This window comes from Bacillus sp. J33 (assembly GCF_000518885.1).
Lineage (GTDB): Bacteria > Bacillota > Bacilli > Bacillales > Cytobacillaceae > Cytobacillus.
In genome coordinates this window covers 17,784-33,893 of the sequence record NZ_JAEL01000021.1, presented here as the reverse complement: position 1 = coordinate 33,893, position 16,110 = coordinate 17,784, and the positions used below count along the sequence as shown (strand labels likewise).

At 39.8% G+C, this 16,110-nt stretch carries 27 protein-coding genes and 1 pseudogene; 26 read left to right on the top strand and 2 right to left on the bottom strand.

The genetic code is table 11. The features are described from left to right. Positions 1-2: 2 nt before the first annotated feature. From L634_RS0108900 to L634_RS0108855, 8 genes and pseudogenes are all read left to right on the top strand, one after another. A complete protein-coding gene (locus L634_RS0108900) occupies positions 3-932 on the top strand; it encodes a recombinase RecT (protein ID WP_026582148.1) in 930 nt (309 codons plus the stop codon). Positions 933-1,106: 174 nt separating this feature from the next. Next, on the top strand, positions 1,107-2,024 hold the full coding sequence (locus L634_RS0108890) for a DnaD domain protein (protein WP_026582147.1): 918 nt from the start codon (positions 1,107-1,109) through the stop codon (positions 2,022-2,024). 2 nt (positions 2,025-2,026) lie between these two features. Further along, positions 2,027-2,239: a hypothetical protein gene (locus L634_RS0108885; protein ID WP_026582146.1), complete on the top strand. Its 213-nt coding sequence runs from the start codon at positions 2,027-2,029 to the stop codon at positions 2,237-2,239. Positions 2,240-2,434: 195 nt separating this feature from the next. After that, entirely contained in the window at positions 2,435-2,740 is a 306-nt protein-coding gene (locus L634_RS0108880) for a hypothetical protein (protein ID WP_026582145.1), read from the top strand. Next, a pseudogene (locus L634_RS30880) lies at positions 2,737-3,189 on the top strand (DUF1064 domain-containing protein). The gene L634_RS0108880 and the pseudogene L634_RS30880 overlap by 4 nt, the downstream one beginning before the upstream one ends. Positions 3,190-3,310: 121 nt before the next feature. Continuing rightward, complete coding sequence (locus L634_RS0108865; protein WP_034262320.1) at positions 3,311-3,811, top strand: hypothetical protein; 501 nt, start codon at positions 3,311-3,313, stop codon at positions 3,809-3,811. A gap of 24 nt (positions 3,812-3,835) precedes the next feature. Further along, positions 3,836-4,153 (top strand): IDEAL domain-containing protein, encoded by a 318-nt coding sequence (locus tag L634_RS0108860; RefSeq protein ID WP_026582143.1) that lies wholly within the window; start codon positions 3,836-3,838, stop codon positions 4,151-4,153. A gap of 46 nt (positions 4,154-4,199) precedes the next feature. Next, positions 4,200-4,529, top strand: a complete 330-nt coding sequence (locus L634_RS0108855) for a hypothetical protein (RefSeq protein ID WP_026582142.1) — start codon at positions 4,200-4,202, stop codon at positions 4,527-4,529. Here the strand turns inward: L634_RS0108855 and L634_RS0108850 are convergent. Next, the gene (locus tag L634_RS0108850) at positions 4,526-4,804 is read right to left on the bottom strand and encodes a hypothetical protein (protein ID WP_026582141.1); all 279 of its coding nucleotides are present in this window, start codon (positions 4,802-4,804) and stop codon (positions 4,526-4,528) included. The genes L634_RS0108855 and L634_RS0108850 overlap by 4 nt on opposite strands. Positions 4,805-4,914: 110 nt before the next feature. On the opposite strand from L634_RS0108850, the gene L634_RS0108845 reads away from it, so the two are divergent. Next, positions 4,915-5,184 carry a hypothetical protein gene (locus L634_RS0108845; protein ID WP_026582140.1) on the top strand — a complete coding sequence of 90 codons (270 nt, stop codon included), beginning with the start codon at positions 4,915-4,917 and terminating at the stop codon, positions 5,182-5,184. Between the two features lie 12 nt (positions 5,185-5,196). Beyond that, positions 5,197-5,415: a hypothetical protein gene (locus L634_RS0108840; protein WP_026582139.1), complete on the top strand. Its 219-nt coding sequence runs from the start codon at positions 5,197-5,199 to the stop codon at positions 5,413-5,415. 103 nt (positions 5,416-5,518) lie between these two features. Here the strand turns inward: L634_RS0108840 and sda are convergent, their stop codons facing one another. Next, entirely contained in the window at positions 5,519-5,671 is a 153-nt protein-coding gene (gene sda / locus L634_RS32600) for a sporulation histidine kinase inhibitor Sda (protein ID WP_084028872.1), read from the bottom strand. Positions 5,672-6,110: 439 nt separating this feature from the next. On the opposite strand from sda, the gene L634_RS32595 reads away from it, so the two are divergent. The 16 genes from L634_RS32595 (at position 6,111) to L634_RS0108750 (ending at position 16,107) form a co-directional block, all read left to right on the top strand. Next, on the top strand, positions 6,111-6,311 hold the full coding sequence (locus L634_RS32595; protein ID WP_026582138.1) for a DUF3954 domain-containing protein: 201 nt from the start codon (positions 6,111-6,113) through the stop codon (positions 6,309-6,311). Positions 6,312-6,452: 141 nt separating this feature from the next. Then, positions 6,453-6,929: a sigma-70 family RNA polymerase sigma factor gene (locus L634_RS0108820; RefSeq protein WP_051428294.1), complete on the top strand. Its 477-nt coding sequence runs from the start codon at positions 6,453-6,455 to the stop codon at positions 6,927-6,929. A gap of 107 nt (positions 6,930-7,036) precedes the next feature. Then, on the top strand, positions 7,037-7,321 hold the full coding sequence (locus L634_RS0108815; protein ID WP_026582136.1) for a hypothetical protein: 285 nt from the start codon (positions 7,037-7,039) through the stop codon (positions 7,319-7,321). An 81-nt stretch (positions 7,322-7,402) separates the two neighbouring features. Further along, positions 7,403-7,639, top strand: a complete 237-nt coding sequence (locus tag L634_RS30875; RefSeq protein WP_034262317.1) for a hypothetical protein — start codon at positions 7,403-7,405, stop codon at positions 7,637-7,639. Between the two features lie 63 nt (positions 7,640-7,702). Beyond that, positions 7,703-8,488, top strand: coding sequence for a phage terminase small subunit (gene terS / locus L634_RS0108805; protein WP_026582135.1), 786 nt, complete (start codon positions 7,703-7,705; stop codon positions 8,486-8,488). Continuing rightward, a complete protein-coding gene (locus tag L634_RS0108800) occupies positions 8,485-9,768 on the top strand; it encodes a PBSX family phage terminase large subunit (RefSeq protein WP_026582134.1) in 1,284 nt (427 codons plus the stop codon). The genes terS and L634_RS0108800 overlap by 4 nt, the downstream gene beginning before the upstream one ends. A gap of 30 nt (positions 9,769-9,798) precedes the next feature. Next, on the top strand, positions 9,799-11,292 hold the full coding sequence (locus tag L634_RS0108795; protein ID WP_026582133.1) for a phage portal protein: 1,494 nt from the start codon (positions 9,799-9,801) through the stop codon (positions 11,290-11,292). A gap of 3 nt (positions 11,293-11,295) precedes the next feature. Beyond that, positions 11,296-12,399 (top strand): phage minor capsid protein, encoded by a 1,104-nt coding sequence (locus tag L634_RS0108790; RefSeq protein WP_026582132.1) that lies wholly within the window; start codon positions 11,296-11,298, stop codon positions 12,397-12,399. Positions 12,400-12,563: 164 nt separating this feature from the next. After that, entirely contained in the window at positions 12,564-12,878 is a 315-nt protein-coding gene (locus L634_RS0108785) for a DUF2829 domain-containing protein (protein ID WP_051428297.1), read from the top strand. After that, positions 12,878-13,027 (top strand): hypothetical protein, encoded by a 150-nt coding sequence (locus L634_RS33340; protein ID WP_157452377.1) that lies wholly within the window; start codon positions 12,878-12,880, stop codon positions 13,025-13,027. The genes L634_RS0108785 and L634_RS33340 overlap by 1 nt, the downstream gene beginning before the upstream one ends. 103 nt (positions 13,028-13,130) lie before the next feature. After that, entirely contained in the window at positions 13,131-13,718 is a 588-nt protein-coding gene (locus tag L634_RS0108775; protein WP_026582130.1) for a phage scaffolding protein, read from the top strand. A gap of 17 nt (positions 13,719-13,735) precedes the next feature. Beyond that, a complete protein-coding gene (locus L634_RS0108770; protein ID WP_026582129.1) occupies positions 13,736-14,716 on the top strand; it encodes a major capsid protein in 981 nt (326 codons plus the stop codon). 17 nt (positions 14,717-14,733) lie between these two features. Next, positions 14,734-15,009, top strand: coding sequence for a hypothetical protein (locus tag L634_RS30870; protein ID WP_034262314.1), 276 nt, complete (start codon positions 14,734-14,736; stop codon positions 15,007-15,009). A gap of 2 nt (positions 15,010-15,011) precedes the next feature. Next, complete coding sequence (locus tag L634_RS0108760) at positions 15,012-15,407, top strand: hypothetical protein (protein ID WP_026582128.1); 396 nt, start codon at positions 15,012-15,014, stop codon at positions 15,405-15,407. Next, the gene (locus L634_RS0108755) at positions 15,400-15,738 is read left to right on the top strand and encodes a putative minor capsid protein (RefSeq protein WP_026582127.1); all 339 of its coding nucleotides are present in this window, start codon (positions 15,400-15,402) and stop codon (positions 15,736-15,738) included. The genes L634_RS0108760 and L634_RS0108755 overlap by 8 nt, the downstream gene beginning before the upstream one ends. Then, entirely contained in the window at positions 15,739-16,107 is a 369-nt protein-coding gene (locus L634_RS0108750; protein ID WP_026582126.1) for a minor capsid protein, read from the top strand. The last annotated feature ends 3 nt before the right edge of the window (positions 16,108-16,110 follow it).

The window sequence follows — 16,110 nt, the reverse complement described above, 5'->3', positions numbered from 1 at the left end:
ATATGGCTACAAATTCAGCTTTAAAAAATCAATTAGCCAATAAACAAGAGACGTCAGCAAAGCAAGTTTCTGCTCAGTCTCTTGGCCTTAAGGGCTTACTCAATACACCTACCATGCAAAAGAAATTTGAACAGGTTTTAGCAAAGAAGGCGCCACAATTTATGGCATCGGTTCTTAACTTATATAACGGTGATGTTGGTCTGAGAGAAGCAGAGCCGATGTCCATTGTCTCAAGTGCAATGGTTGCTGCATCCCTTGATCTACCAGTTGATAAAAACTTAGGTTATGCCTGGATTGTCGCTTTTTATGACTCAAAAAGAGGCCATAAGGCGGCACAATTCCAGCTGGGTTATAAAGGCTACATTCAGTTGGCTTTGAGAAGTGGCCAATACAAGGCCATTAACGTTATTCCGGTTTATGAAGGGGAGCTCCTTAAATGGAATCGCCTGACGGAGGAAATTGACCTTGATTTGGATGCTAAGAAGAGTGATAAGGTTATCGGTTACTGCGGTTATTTCAAACTAGTTAACGGCTTTGAAAAGACCGTGTACTGGACCAGAGATGAAGTGGAAGCTCATAGGATTAAGCACAACAAGGCAAAGGATAAGAAGTCTCTCAATAATGTCTGGCGTTCTGATTACGATGCTATGGCTATGAAAACGGTTCTGAGGAACATGTTAGGTAAATGGGGAATCTTATCTATCGATATGCAAAAAGCCTTCACAGAGGACGAGCAGGAACGTGAGGTTAAGGATATTACGGATGAGGCGAATGAATATGACGAGCCTGTCCCATTCGATTCACAGAAGCAGGAAGATCCTTCATCCAATGATGAACCTGAAATCATTGATGCAGACCCTAAGAAGAAAAAGAAAAACGACAAAAAAATGTCCGCCCAGGAATCCATGGACATAGATTTTGAAGATGCATAACAAAACAAACGTCCTCCTTCCAGCTTGGATCTGGGAGGAGGCAAAGGATAAAGAGCATTTAAAAAAGCTTGTACTACAGTATATGCGGCGCTATCCGGATTATGTTGTAAAAGGTATCAAAAACGGATTCGCTGTCTACGAGAAAAATTAATTTGATAGGAAGGAGGTACATAGGTGCAAGGCTGGATAAAGCTTCACAGAAAGATACTAGATAACGAGATATGGCATGATGTCACCACTTTTCGACTTTTCACATTGCTGCTTCTGCAGGCTGTCCATAAGGATGGAGTAAAAGTAAAGGGCATTGAACTAAAGAGAGGTCAGTACCTCCGTTCCTATTCAAAGCTCGCTGAAGATCTCGAATACAAGGAAAAAAGAGGTTATAAAAAGGTCTCAAAAAGCACAGTTTTACGTTCGGTTAAGAAATTAGTTGAAGAAGGAATGGTGTCCGTTAGCGAAACGGATTACGGAACGGTATTCACTATCCTCAAATATCACGAATACCAAGGGTTTGACGATGATAACGAAACGCTAATCGAAACGGTTAATGAACCTTTATCGGAACGAAATCGAAACGTTATCGAAACGTTATCGGAACAAGAACAAGAATTAAAGAATGTAAGAATTAAAGAATGTAAAGAAGATACTACTACTACTGCACCGGTGGAGAATCCCATTCAGCTTTTTGAAAAACTGCTCTGCCGTTTGTCCCCTAATCAGTCGCACTCCTTGTATCAGTGGGTGGATGATTTCGGAGGGAAAACAGAGATCGTTAACGAGGCAATCACAATAGCGGATAACAAAAATAAACGTTATTTCGGCTTTGTTGAATACCTCTTGAAGGAATGGACTAATAACAAGATCGATTCACTAGACCGGGTTAGAGCTTTTGAACAGGAAAAATTCAACAAGGCTAAGATCAAGCCATACCCACGAAAAGGAGCTGTAAGGACGGAAATGCTGCCAGATTGGTTTTATGAATCTAATCAACCTAAGCAGGAAAAGTCAGCAAAGCCAGAGGATGATCTAGCTCGGAAAAAGGCTGAATTACAGGAAAAGCTTAAAAAATTAAAATCGGGGACGGAGAGTTGATCATGGGGATACTTTTTGAATCTGTGAAAGATCCAAGCCTTATTAAGCAAATGATGCGAAAAAATTACCTCGAAAAACTTGAAAAGTTAGGCATCACAGAATCGAGAGACGGCACCTCCATCTATTCACTGGATAATAATTCTTTGAAAAGGGAATTGACTCTAGCCCATTTTAGAAAAACCAACATCGATCATGACAGCAATAAATGGTTCTGAAAGGAGAAAGATTATGAATATCAAAAATGTTAAACCGGCTACACGCTGCCCTAAATGTAGAGCCAATGGTACGGTGATAAGCCATCGCAATGACCTCTTATTACTTGAATGCAGAGACTGCAACCGTCGCTGGAATACCTACTCAAAAACCTGCAAGGATTGCGGAAAGCCTAATTATTACTACGTGGAGGGCCCATGTGTGAAATGTTACTCGGAAAAGCACAACGCAGTATGAATCTTAAAGCCGCAACCTTGGGCCAGTTACTCTACATAGCAAAATACGACGATAAGGATGCGGCACATACTGAACTGAGAAGGAGGATAGCACTTGGAAGCTATGACCCAACCGAAAACGATTATCTGTCCGGGTTGCAATCGGCCACTGAAGAGCAAGAAGAGCATTGCGAAGGGATAGGTCCCATCTGTGAAAGAAAGCTCGAGAAACTCAAAAATGAGCCGGATGAAGACCAGTTGAAAATGGAGTTGAAGGATCAGGAATGAGTAAGTATGGCAACAAGAAAACAATACGCGACGGCCATCAATTCGATAGCTTGGCTGAGGCGAAATATTACGAGCAGCTGAAGTGGCTTATGCAGGCTAAGCAGATAAAATCCTTCAAACTGCAGCCACGATATTTGCTCCAAGAAGGGTTTAAGAAAAACGGCAAGACTATCAGGAAAATTGAATATGTGGCTGATTTTGAAGTGAAGCATTTGGATGGATCCATTGAGGTCATCGACGTTAAGGGCGTAGAGACAGAGGCCTTTAAGCTAAAAGCGAAGCTGTTCGATAAACTTTACCTCTATAGGCTGTAGGTCATTGCCTTTGATGAGAATCTCGGATTCATCGAGCTGGATAAATTGAAAAAACTGAAAAGAAAGGCTGTGAAGAAAGGTGCAAAGCGTACTAATCGTAGACGATCGGCCAGCCTGGGTAAGGCAAGAAGATAAACTGATGGTTTGTTTTTCTCGCTGTAAACAATACAGAAAATGCTCCTCCCGGATGGGAACGGATTGCAAAAAGCTGGGTGGAGCTGAGATACCGAAACTTAGAGGTTAGGAGGATGAAAGGATGCTGCAGGGTGTTTGCATAGATGACAGCCAGTCAGCAGTACTGGAGAAAGGGAAGCAGTATTATCTCTTTCCAAACGGATCCAAACATTTTTATGTATCGAATTTTCCTAACAAAAATGCTCATACAGGTTGCTATCAGGCTGATTGGTTTGCTGTATACGAGCAAGAACTTTGGCCAGAAGAACCAGAGGTAAGGGAGATTGAACTTGATATGGAAAAATTATATAAAGCATCCCTCATCTGGAGGAGAAAAGGCTATAGATCTACCGAGCTGAAAGAATACTACATAGAGCCGAAAGAAACACACGCGTATTTCTTTCATGACCGGGAGCTTAAACGGTGTGGCGGCTGCTATCCTCTCCATTGGTTTTCGGGCTTTGTAGAAGTTGAAACTGAGCAGATAAGTGATGAGATCATACTGGAATTTGAGGAAAGTGATCACGATTATACAGAAGATGTACAGGAGTTTAACGGATATGAGCAGTTGTCATTGTTCTAAATTTATATAACAGGGGTGAGTTGAGTGGAGATAGCTGAAAAGGCTTTTGCTGAGGGCGAATGGGTTGAAATAGTTAATACAAGGTTAAAAGGCTGCACAGGGTATATTATTAGGCGCCATTTGATTGAAGACGATTTTAAGGTGCAAATTACGAAAGATTCTAAGGGGAACAAAGTTGTCCCAAATGTGAATGTATGGATTTCTTCCAAACACCTAGCAGTCTATCAAGATGTGAAAAATGAAGATGATTTGCTGTCACTTATTAACCTGGCATTAGCAACAAATGATAAGAAGTGGTTTCTGGAACTGACAGCCCAGCTGCCAGAAGAGTTACCGTTTTAGATAACTAATTTTATACTATGTTTCATAAAAACTGGAGGGATGAAGAATGAAGGTTGAAGGAACTGTTCAAATTTCTATACAAGATTTTGATGAGCTTAGAGAAAAAGCAAAATGGCTTGATCAATTAAGAAGCCAACTTCGGCTATGTACAACTGTTGATCATAAGGAAATTAATGAAGATGAATGGATTCAAATTATCAATGTTGATGCTTTGAAAATAAAAAAAATCGCAGCTGAATACTCTGATGTGGAAGAAGTTTATGAAGATGATGTAATTCAATTGATAAATATCGAAAAAACAGCCCCTGCTGTAACAGAGACCGTTGAAATAACAAATTCACAAAATAAAAAAATGACAGATCCTTATCTTTATTAGGATCTGCTGTTTAGCCAATCCCACGCGTCTTTTGGTAACCAACCATTTCGATCAGAGGTTACCATGGTAACAAATAACCAATCATTTTTATCAATTACTTTAATCAATTTATCATTTATTGAAGTGGCGTTTGGATAAGTAAAAGTGTTTACATCAACAAACCAACCAGAATCCATAAAGTGATACCAATCTCCGAGTGCCTTAATTTCTTTGTATAAGGATTCGTAGTTTTGACCACTTTTATTTAAATCGTAAGTAATTAAATATACAGCCATTTTTCCACCTCCTCTCTAAATTCATAGTTCGACAAGAATGTGGAAAATCCTACAAGAAAGTAGTCTTAAAGTAACAAAAGAATAATTTAAGTTTCCCAGGCGGTGAGGGGATGAAGCAATTAGATTTATTCTCTTTCGCCCTGGAAGATCAAATCATCGATTTAAAACAGGGCGAAGAGATGGAATTTTTAAGAGGAAAGGAACGGCTGCTGATCCGGAAGCATGAGAAGTATCAGGGCGTTTGCTCTTATCAGGGGCCAGACTTCTCTGGTTATGCCCTTCACATTGATAAAAAAGGTATATTCGGTGGATTAGATATATTTATAGCAAATATTGATAGGTGGTTGGATGGTCGAGGTTGGAATGAAACAAAAGAGTAAGGGAGTGACATTGTGAAATTTTGCAAAAAAGCATTCCAAAAGCACGCAGATAGGAATATTAAAAAGATTCTGTTGTCTCACATTGATGCTCTTGAGGGAAAAGAAGTCATTTTTAAAGAGGGTTATACAGTTGGGGAAATTCCTTTTTATGAAATCGATGGAGAATCATTTTATCTTTACCCAGTTCTGAAAGAATGGTGTACAGAAGATGAGCAAATGACGTTATTTTGAAGTAATTTGAAACAGAATTAGCATTGTGTTACAAGCAAGGGCCTATCTAGGTGCAGGTGATCAGTGGAGGGGTGGCCTTACTCGTTATAGATGTTTTCTCTTGTTAGTTTTTAAAATCTTTCGGTAATAAATGTTTAATATTTCTACGTTCGATTTCACTAAACAATAATTCTATAAATTCATTGTTTAGTTTTAATCTAACAGCATCCAAATACGCAGAAATTAATAATTTATCAGGCATTGTTTGAATCGTCATTACACTCTCCTGTATTTTTGAAAACTTGGATAAAAAAAACACACAAAGAGTATTATCTAAATTTATGCAGAAGTATGGAACAGTTTTGACAAAACTGTCACAAAAATGCCACAAAATATTTGATTAAAGGGAAGGAGTATGAATCTAGTCAAGTTGACCGATTTTTTGAAAGAGGGACATTTATTCATTCAGATGAGGTTATTCGGAGATTAATTAACAAAAGGTAGGTTTTGTTAAATAAAAAAAGACCCTATAAAGGGACCAATTATAAAATCGAGTTTATTTTGATAAGTGCACTCCATTCAATTGCAAGAATGAACAGTGCAAGTGTAAATTCAAAAGCTTTTTCGTTCAAGCTATGTACCCCCTAAGATTAATAAAAAAGCCAGGACTTCTCCCGGCCACCCAATGTTATTTTAACACATGGGAGGGGTTCCTGGTGAAAACAAATATAGAAAACATGACAGCTGAAGTCGATCTTATGAAAAACTGCTTATACGTTGTAAAGGATGGTCAAATTACTGCAGTACCCGCCCCTGTTTCTGGACACGGTGAGTACACAGCCATCTGGAAAGATGGAAAAGTGTTGGATATATTAAAAAATGAAAGAGTTCGTTTAATGGGCCAGGAAGCAATTTAATAAGTCTTACGGAAGAACCGAGGACACTGAATGAGCGCTTATGCGTTTGTTTGGTGTCCTTTTTATTTTGATTTACTCTCTGCAACCAAATTGCCCAATTTGAGCGTTTCTGGCAACTAATAATAGATGGAGGAATATAAGATGAAAACATGGGTTGAAAATATGATTAAAGAATACAATGTCGGCAAAAAAGCCTTAGAGGATTACAGGGAAAAATTGAATTTAGACATCCCATCAGATGCAGAAGAACATAAAGTTGTTAGTGAAATGATCTCTGATATGCAGTATGCGTTGGAATGGATGAGAAAAGGGCGACGCCCAGGAAATAGGAGAGGGATTGATCGAAGGGCGATATATCAGAGAACAACCCTTATGAACATGGATATTTTCCCTGAAATCAATTTAGAGCAGCCGAAGCGTTCTCTAGATGATGAAGAAAAACTAATAATTGTTGAGGTTCTTATGGATCTATCTGCTCGTGAAAGACAGTGCTATTTATTGCATATGGCTCAAGGGAAAAGTTACGCGCAAATTGCTGCTGAAATAGGCATCTCCAGACGTACTGTCCAACAATATGTTGAGAGGGCAAAGAAAAAAGTACAAAATTTTGCAGCTTAATTTATTTTCTTGACGTGCAAAAGACGTACAGTTGCCACTTATTAATGAATAGGTAATGCAGGAAAATATACCCTCTTATCGAAAGTTTAGGTAAGGGGGTGATTAGTTTGAAAGATCCAGTATGTTATTTAAAAGAAAATGGCTGGCATAAGGCAGATTTTATTTTTATCAGTAGGGATTCTAAAGATGAATATAAAGACCAGGAGTTGGATTGGTTTTATGACCACCCAATTCATATCCCAACGATTAAATTAGTTGAAGAAAGTAATGAAGAAGCAATTTTTACAGGAAACTACATCATTGCAGCAGCCATTGTTGGACCAGGGCAAGAAACGCCTGCTATAACAAAAGAGGACTCAGAGGTTAGGATTATCTTTCGAAAGTGTGAATAAAGATATTACCTCAACCTAAGAGGTTTATTTTGAAGGAAAATATCTCCTTTTGTCGAATTAATAGGCGAAAGGAGGGAGGACATGGAGACGTTCTATATTAAGTTTTACATGAATAACGGAGAACGAGTAGACATTGAAGAAAAACAGGATCCTAGCTTTGATTTCTCTGTAACCTTAAACAATAGCGATAAATGGTTTAAGCATAATGATAAGATTATTAATTTGGACAACGTATCATATGTTTCAATCGAGACCGAGACACAAAGACAAAAAATTAATGATGACCTGCAAGCTACAGCAAGAGCTTGGAATTTATGATGTTAGCATCCTTCGGGGTGCTTTTTCTTTTGCGAAAAATTATAAGGAGGTAGGTGCCATGTAATGAACTGGGATGAAATTAGAAAAGAATTTGAGACCTCTAAGATCACATTAAAGGCACTTGCTGAAAAGCACGATATCAAAATCGGGACATTAAAAAGCAGAAAAAGCCGAGAGGGATGGTCAAGGGATCCAACTAAAAAGGATGCAACCAAAAAGCAAAAGGTTGCAACCCTAAAAAATAAGGATGCGCCTAGGAATAGAAGCGGAAACCCAAATCCAAACAATCAATTTACAAAACGGAACAAGGCAGCTGAAAAACATGGCATGTTTTCTAAGTTCCTCCCAGATGAAACACTTGAGATTATGGAGCAGATGCAGGAACACTCCCCTGCTGATTTAATCTGGGACCAAATACAGATTCAATATGCTGCCATCATTCGAGCTCAGAGAATTATGTTTGTTGAGAGTAAACTAGAAATGATTAAAGAGTTAAAGAAAGCAAAACATGAGTATTATCCACGGTCAGAAGAGGATGGTGGCGGAGTAGAGCAGTCTGTTATTGAGGAAGAGTATGAATTTCAGTTTGCTTGGGATCGCCATGCAACTTTTTTAAATGCCCAGTCCAGGGCAATGGGTGAGCTTAGAAGCTTGATAAAACAGTTTGAGGAGATGACGTCAATGGATGATGAAAGACGTCTGAAGCTCGAGCAATTACAAACAGGCATCCAAAAAGTAAAAAAAGAAACAGAATTCATTGAGGAACGCACCAAGCTGCTTAAAGGAACCAAGAAAGATACTGGATTGCTTGAATCACTTATTGATGCATTTAATGGTGAGAACAAATGAACATAGTTTATTCTCCTAAACAACGTGAAGTTATTACTGCTCCTTTTACCCATACGCTTGAAGTTAATGAAGGTACGCCCAGAAGCGGAAAGACAACCGCCGGTCATTTTAGATATGCTCTTTATTTGACGTTAACACCTGATGAAAATCATTTGATTACAGCTTATAACCAAGAACAGGCTTATAGGCTTTTTGTTGATGGCGATGGAACAGGCCTAAAACATATCTTTGGTGATTTATCTAAGGTTAAACATGATGAGCTTGGAGACCATTTAGAAATTCATACTCCAAGTGGGATTAAAAAGGTTTATTACAAAGGTGGCGGTAAGGTTGATAGTGTAAAAGCTATTACCGGTATGTCGCTAGGCTCTGTAGTATTTTGTGAAATAAATTTGTTGCATATGGATATGATTCAAGAGTGTTTCAGACGTACCTTTGCTGCAAGAATGAGATATCATCTTGCTGATCTAAACCCACCGGCACCTAACCATCCAGTTATCGAAAAGGTGTTTGATGTTCAAAACACTAAATGGAGACATTGGACCATTCATGATAATCCAATTCTTACAAAGGAACGGAAACAAGAGATTTATGAAACTCTCTCAAAAAACCCTTATCTCCTTCAGCGGGACTGGCAAGGGAAGCGGGTAATCCCTGATGGTGTTATTTATGGCATGTTCGATATGGACAAGCACATTAAGCCTGCTCTGCTTGGTGAACCATATGAAATGTTTTTCACTGCCGACGGTGGACAATCTGACGCTACATCATGCAGCTGCAATATTGTTACTCGATATACGGATGAAGAAGGGGTAACAAAGTTTAGATTGAACCGAATGGCTAATTTTTACCACTCAGGAAAAGAAACCGGCCAGGTCAAAGCCATGTCTGTGTATGCAAAAGAGATACAGGAGTTTGTAAAATGGTGTACAGAAAAATTCCAGATGCGCTATACAGAGTTTTTCGTGGATCCGGCCTGTAAATCTTTGCGTGAAGAGTTGAGATTAATTGGCATACCTACATCAGGAGCTGACAACAATTCAAAAGATGTTAAAGGCACAGTAAAAGGGATTGAGGTCGGGATTGAACGTGCTCAAAACTCATTAACCAATAAGCAATTCTTTCTTGTGGAAAATGAAAAATACGGGCATTACCACTTTATAAAAGAGGTTGGAATGTACGCCAGAGACGAAAACGGCAAGCCAATTGATGATTTCAACCATGCTTTGGATGAATTCAGATACAGCAATAACTATTTTTATAAACGATATGTAATTTAGGACGATATGTAATTTAGGCGGTGACAACCGATGTTTAAAAACATGCTGGCCCGCATAAGGCAGGTGATGTACAAAATGGGACTGATAAAAGGGATCCGTAAGCTTTCAGAAAATCGAGATATCCCCGTGAATGATGAAATGTATGATCGCATAGAAATGTGGCAGGCCATATATACGGGATATTTCAAAGATTGGCATGATACGTCTTATATGACCATAAACGGCAAGAAGCAGCGTAAGAGAGCATCTATGCGAATGGCGAAAGTAGCTTCACAAAAAATGGCTACACTGATCTTCAATGAAAAGTGTGAGATTAATATTTCTGAAGAATCTCTTGAAAAAACGATCAAAGAAATTCTAAAGGAAAATAAGTTTAACAGAGAGTTTCGGCGCTACCTGGAATACGGCTTTGCTCTTGGTGGCATGGTTATGAAAGCATACTTTGATGATGAAAAGATAAAGGTCTCCTATACAACAGCAGACTGCTTCATCCCCTTAGCATGGGATAATTTCAGAATTACTGAGGGCGTTTTTGTGAGCACGTTCAGAAAAGGAAATAACCGTTACACACATCTTGAATGGCACTTGTGGGAAGATGGAGAATACGTCATCAAAAATGAGCTGTATGAATCAAAGAGTGACAATGAAATAGGTGTGAAAGTACCTCTGTCTACCCATTTCAAGGGCCTGGAAGAGGAGATCATTTTCCATACAATCAAGAAAACGATTTTCGTATATTTTAAACCTAATATTGCAAATAACTTTGAAACGAATTCTCCTTTAGGGATTTCCATTTTTGCTAATGCTTTAGACACCCTCAAAACATTAGATATCGCTTTTGACAGTTTCCAGAGGGAATTTGCATTAGGTAAGAAGCGAATCATTGTTCCTGCTTCAGCAATAAAGACAGTTGTTGACCCTAATACTGGTCAGGTATCTCGGTATTTTGATGCAGATGATGAGGTCTATGAGTCAATGCCTCTTGGTGACGTAATGGATGCGGAGAAGGTTCATGATATTTCCGTTGAATTACGTGTAACGGAACATGTTGCTGCTATCAATGCACTGCTAAATATTTTCGCCATGCAGATTGGTTTCAATGCCGGGACCTTCACTTTTGATGGTGTAGGGGTGAAAACAGCGACTGAGGTTGTCAGTGAAAATAGCGAAACTTTCCGGACAAAGCAGGACCATGAAACAAATGTAGAGGCAGTTATTCAGGAGCTCGTTGACGCCATTGTAGAGATTGCTGATGCTTTTAATGTTTTTCCTCGCCCGGCTGATTATGAAGTAACTGTGGCCTTTGATGACTCAATAGCCCAGGACAAAGACGCGGATATTAACGAGCAGATCAAGCTCCTCACCAATGGACTACAATTACGCAAGAATGCACTTATGAAAATACACGGGCTCACCGAAAAAGAAGCTGAGGACATGCTGAAACAAATCCAGGCCGAGCAAGCAACTGCAACTGCCGAAGCTATAGACTTCTTCGGTGTAAATCGAAATAGGCAGGATGTTTAAGTAATGGATCCACTCAAACAGCAGCAATTAGCTATACCAACCGTGGAAGTTTTTCTGTCGATAGAGGAGCAGCTGCTTATCAATATAGCCAAACAGCTAAAAAAACATCGGTCTTTGTTCGATGAGGATAACATTGTATCCTGGCAAACAGAGCAACTTTCCATGTTAGGGCAGCTTACCCAGCAAAACATAATTACAATTGCTAAGCATTCAGGTCTTGCAGTTAATGAGGTTTCCAAGGCTCTTGAGCAGGCAGGCTTTAGTACAGTGGCAGAATATGAAGTTGTTCTTCAGGAAGCTGTTCAGATGGGGTTGCTTATTCAGCCCCCCAGTATTGAAGCAAGCCAGGCTTTACAAGGCGTGTTAGCTACTTACCAAAGACAAGCTCTTGATGTTTTCAATTTAGTAAACACGACTCTTTTGGAGCAGGCTCAGCAGGTCTATTTAGACATTATTAATCAAACGGTGGGTAAGGTATTGGCTGGCACCGTAACGCCTCAGCAGGCTCTTAGAGAGTATGCCAGCAAAGCTGCTGAAAAGGGAGTTCCTGCACTTATCGATAAAGCAGGAAAACGATGGTCCACTGAAGCCTATATGAACATGGTAATGAGGTCTACAGTTAATAATGTGGCCAATGATATGCAAGATGCCCGAATGGATGATTACGGTGTAGACCTACTGGAAGTATCAAGCCACTTGGGAGCGCGCCCTGGCTGTGCACCATATCAAGGTCGTATCTACTCAAGAAGCGGCACACATCCTAAATATCCAGCCTTTGCAACAACGTCCTATGGGAATCCAGCGGGCTTATTTGGTGTTAATTGCCGACATATTAAGTACCCATTCATTGAGGGGCTATCTCACAAAACCTACAAGCCATATAACGAAAAAGAGAACCGGCAGGCCTACGAGGAAAGCCAACAGCAGCGGCACTTGGAAAGAAACATCCGGAAAGCAAAGAGAGAGCTTGCTATGATGATGGAAATGAAAGACCCATATGGCGTAAATGATGCTGAGGAGAAATTGAAGGAAGCTCAACACCAAATGAGGCAATTTATTAAGAATACAGGAAGAACCCGGAATAGACAGCGTGAAAAAATATATTAGGAGGATTAGCCATGAAAAAGTATCAAAAAACAGCTTTATTGGAAGTAGTGGAAAGGACGAAATGTGGAGGGTATCTAGTGCAGAATGAAGGAGACCCTTCTGATAGATGGGTGATTCCTCAAGAAACATTTGAAGCCACTTATAAAGAGGTTCCTGGTAGTGAGATGTTATGTTCAACAGAGGGCTTAGTTCATGAGAACGCTGAATTCGGGTTTGATATTGCTATTTGCTTGTTAAAAGAAGGGGAAAGAGTTGCCCGCAAAGGCTGGAATGGTAAAGGAATGTTTGCTGTTTATCAAAAAGGATATCCCGATGGAATTCCTTGCAATAAACAAACTGCGGAGGCGTGGGGATATAAAGAAGGAGATTTATTTAAAGTAAGACCTTATTTACAACTCAAAACAGCTCAAGGAGACCATGCAATGTGGACGCCTTCTACCAGTGATGTATTAGCGGATGATTGGGTGGTAGTGTACTAATGTTCGTCTCCAAAAAAGAATATGAAGAGTTAAAAAACAAAGTCGAGCAGCAAGATAAACTTCTTCACGAAATGATATATCACATTACTGATCTTGCGAAGGAAGTAAATGAATTGAAAAAGCCAAAGGAGCCTAACTATTTCGGTTAAGGCTTTTTATTTTGTGTCTTTTTAAGGGTTAGACGCTATAAAGAAACGGGACCTTTTGCGTGAGGTGTGACACGCTAAAAAACATTAAAAAGGAGAGGTTAAGATGGATTTAAAAGAATTGCTGGGTGAGGACTTATATAACCAGGTCATGCAGAAAGCAGGGGAAAACAAAATTGCTATTGTTTCTGACGGCAATTGGTTTCCAAAAGAGAAGTTCAACCAGGTGAACAATGACAATAAGGACCTTAAGAAACAGCTTAAAGATCGTGATGATCAGTTGTCTGACTTAAAAACAAAGGCGGCTGGTAACGAGGAGCTTACTAAGCAAATTAACGATCTGACTGAGTTGAACAAAAAGACTGCTGCTGATTATCAGGCCAAGTTGGACCAACAGGCTTTTGATTTTGCCTTAAAGGATGCACTTTCTGTTGCCAAGGCTAAAAATCCAAAAGCAGTTGAAGCTCTACTAAATAAGGAAGCTATCAAGCTGGATGGAGATAAGCTTTTAGGTCTAGAGGAGCAATTAAAAGCAATCAAAGAAAGTGATTCATATTTGTTTGAGCTAGAACAACAGCAACAGCAGCAAGGCTCAGGGGTTAAATTCACAACCGGTCAGCATCAGAAGCAATCAGGTGGGGAACCGGGAAGTCTCGCAGAAGCTTTAGCACAAAAATTTTCAACAACAAATTAATTAGGAGATGATTATTAATGCCAATCACATTAGCACAAGCAAAGGTCGGAATGGCAGATCATGTTGACCAACAGGTAATTGATGAATTCCGCCGTGCATCTTTCTTACTCGATGCTCTAACTTTCGATAATGCTGTTTCCCCTGGTACAGGGGGTTCCACTTTAACTTATGGATATACTCGTTTGAAAACACCTTCAACTGCTGGGTTCCGATCAATCAACAACGAATACACAGCAAACGAAGCAGAACGTGAGAAGTTAACGGTTGACCTAAAAATCTTTGGTGGAACGTTTAAGATTGACCGTGTAATTCAAGATACTTCCGGTCAGATCAACGAAATGAACTTCCAACTGCAACAAAAGATTCTCGGTGCATCAAACCTCTTCCATAACACAGTTATTAACGGTGATGAGGCGGTTGACTCCAATGCTTTTGACGGATTGGATAAGGCACTTACTGGTTCAAACACAGAAATAAACACAGATGCTGTAATTGATCTTTCCACTGAATCCGGATTAGAAAGCAACAAGTTTGCATTCCTTGACCAGTTGGATAATTTCCTTGCTGAACTCGATGGACGTCCTACAATGCTCATGGGTAACAGCAAACTAATCACAAAAATTAAATCAATCGCTCGTCGTGCTGGATATGCTACAAAGTCTGAGGATGGATTCGGGCGTCCAGTCACTGGCTATGATGGTATTCCTATGATTGACATGGGATACTTCTACAACGGTGCTGCTACTGTCCCAATTGTTCCGATAGAAGACCGGACAGTTGGAACTGCGCAAACAGGACTTACGGACCTTTATGCAGTCTCTCTTGGCATGGATGGTTTTCATGGTGTTTCCCCTACAGGAAATTCTGTAATTCAGACATTTTTACCTGATTTTAAAGCACCTGGAGCGGTGAAAACAGGTGAAGTGGAAATGGTTGCCGCGGTAGCTCTAAAAGCTACTCGAAAAGCTGGAGTACTTCGAAACGTCAAAGTTCAGTAATGAAGGGAGTTTTTTGGATGGCTAATAAGGTTAAAATTAAAAGCCCTAACCCTAAATATACTGGGGTTAGTGCTTCCCTTCAGTTTGTTAATGGGGAAGCTGAAACAGAAGATACATGGCTAATTGAATGGTTTAAGAATAGAGGTTATAAGGTGGAAGAACCTGCTGATAATCCAGTAGAGAACAAACAGTTAGAAGACAAGGAACCCGATGCAGAGCCGAAAAAGTCTGAGATAAATAAAAAATCAGGAAAGACAAAAGCAAAAGAGTCAGATGACAAAAAGGATGAGTAATCATGCCTTACATTGACCAAACATTCTATACTGACGTATACAAGGGTGCCCCAATAGATGCGGGTGCCTTTCCTCGTTTATTGGAGAGGGCGAGTGACTCCATTGATCATATTACTAATTATGCTCTTGTTGGTCTTGATCTTGATACTATGCATCAAGTAATTCAGCTGAATGTGAAAAAGGCTGTAGCTGCTCAGTTAGAGTACCTATCAATTGCAGGGGAAGGTGCAGTACATGGAGAGTCATCACCTACTAATGTCTCTATTGGGAACTTCAGTTATTCGGACGGTCAAAGGCAAAACGGATTATCTCGAGAAGAACGGAGAATTAGTCCGGCGGCTGTTTCTTATTTAAGGGCTACAGGTTTCCTAAACGGAGGAGTGACAGTCCGTGGTTAAACCTATCCCCAAGCATGTATTGATCCACACTGTCACGTATGAGGAATGGCAGGAGGGTGACGGGATAACGACAGAAAGTGGTTTTCTACCTCCTATCACCCTTACTAACGTTCGGGTCCAATCCTTATCAAACATTCGGAAGAATACTAACTCAGAGGAGCTCCTGTACGAAGCGATGCTTTTTTATGATATGGTGAATTCGTCCTCTAGTGGCCCTTTTGAATTTGTTGAAAAATCAAAAGTAACGTTTGCAGGAAAGACGATGCATGTTAAGAAAGTGAACCCAGTTGAGGCACTGGCACTCCATCATTATGAGATTGGATTGACTTAAATGCTTAACTTTAATGTCAGGGTAAATTTCGATGAAACGGATCTTCAGCGGAGGTTTGATAATGCAAGGGATCAGGCTCAGCTTGCTTTAGATACCCAGGTGTTAAAGGATAGTAATTTCTTTATCCCTAAACGAGAAAGGTATTTAGAAAGTTCCGGAGTCCTCCACAGCCGTTTAGGTGAAGGGCATATTGAATGGAGAACTCCTTATGCCAGGCGGTTGTATTACAATCCTCAATATAATTTCTCAAAAGATGTAAACCCCAATGCTCAAGGATTATGGTTTGAAGCTGCCAAAGCAGCATATCTAAGGAGATGGGAAGAAATCGCTGGGGTGCCTTACAGCAGATTTTTTAATGGGAGAAGGTGACTA

Bases quoted from the DNA above. Each gene is read 5' to 3' on its own strand.
- L634_RS0108900 (WP_026582148.1), top strand. From the start codon at position 3: ATGGCTACAAATTCAGCTTTAAAAAATCAATTAGCCAATAAACAAGAG.
- L634_RS0108885 (WP_026582146.1), top strand. From the start codon at position 2,027: ATGGGGATACTTTTTGAATCTGTGAAAGATCCAAGCCTTATTAAGCAA.
- L634_RS0108880 (WP_026582145.1), top strand. From the start codon at position 2,435: ATGTGTGAAATGTTACTCGGAAAAGCACAACGCAGTATGAATCTTAAA.
- L634_RS0108865 (WP_034262320.1), top strand. From the start codon at position 3,311: ATGCTGCAGGGTGTTTGCATAGATGACAGCCAGTCAGCAGTACTGGAG.
- L634_RS0108855 (WP_026582142.1), top strand. From the start codon at position 4,200: ATGAAGGTTGAAGGAACTGTTCAAATTTCTATACAAGATTTTGATGAG.
- L634_RS0108850 (WP_026582141.1), bottom strand. From the start codon at position 4,804: ATGGCTGTATATTTAATTACTTACGATTTAAATAAAAGTGGTCAAAAC.
- L634_RS0108845 (WP_026582140.1), top strand. From the start codon at position 4,915: ATGAAGCAATTAGATTTATTCTCTTTCGCCCTGGAAGATCAAATCATC.
- sda (WP_084028872.1), bottom strand. From the start codon at position 5,671: ATGACGATTCAAACAATGCCTGATAAATTATTAATTTCTGCGTATTTG.
- L634_RS0108820 (WP_051428294.1), top strand. From the start codon at position 6,453: ATGAAAACATGGGTTGAAAATATGATTAAAGAATACAATGTCGGCAAA.
- L634_RS30875 (WP_034262317.1), top strand. From the start codon at position 7,403: ATGGAGACGTTCTATATTAAGTTTTACATGAATAACGGAGAACGAGTA.
- terS (WP_026582135.1), top strand. From the start codon at position 7,703: ATGAACTGGGATGAAATTAGAAAAGAATTTGAGACCTCTAAGATCACA.
- L634_RS0108800 (WP_026582134.1), top strand. From the start codon at position 8,485: ATGAACATAGTTTATTCTCCTAAACAACGTGAAGTTATTACTGCTCCT.
- L634_RS0108795 (WP_026582133.1), top strand. From the start codon at position 9,799: ATGTTTAAAAACATGCTGGCCCGCATAAGGCAGGTGATGTACAAAATG.
- L634_RS0108790 (WP_026582132.1), top strand. From the start codon at position 11,296: ATGGATCCACTCAAACAGCAGCAATTAGCTATACCAACCGTGGAAGTT.
- L634_RS0108785 (WP_051428297.1), top strand. From the start codon at position 12,564: ATGTTATGTTCAACAGAGGGCTTAGTTCATGAGAACGCTGAATTCGGG.
- L634_RS33340 (WP_157452377.1), top strand. From the start codon at position 12,878: ATGTTCGTCTCCAAAAAAGAATATGAAGAGTTAAAAAACAAAGTCGAG.
- L634_RS0108775 (WP_026582130.1), top strand. From the start codon at position 13,131: ATGGATTTAAAAGAATTGCTGGGTGAGGACTTATATAACCAGGTCATG.
- L634_RS0108770 (WP_026582129.1), top strand. From the start codon at position 13,736: ATGCCAATCACATTAGCACAAGCAAAGGTCGGAATGGCAGATCATGTT.
- L634_RS30870 (WP_034262314.1), top strand. From the start codon at position 14,734: ATGGCTAATAAGGTTAAAATTAAAAGCCCTAACCCTAAATATACTGGG.
- L634_RS0108760 (WP_026582128.1), top strand. From the start codon at position 15,012: ATGCCTTACATTGACCAAACATTCTATACTGACGTATACAAGGGTGCC.
- L634_RS0108750 (WP_026582126.1), top strand. From the start codon at position 15,739: ATGCTTAACTTTAATGTCAGGGTAAATTTCGATGAAACGGATCTTCAG.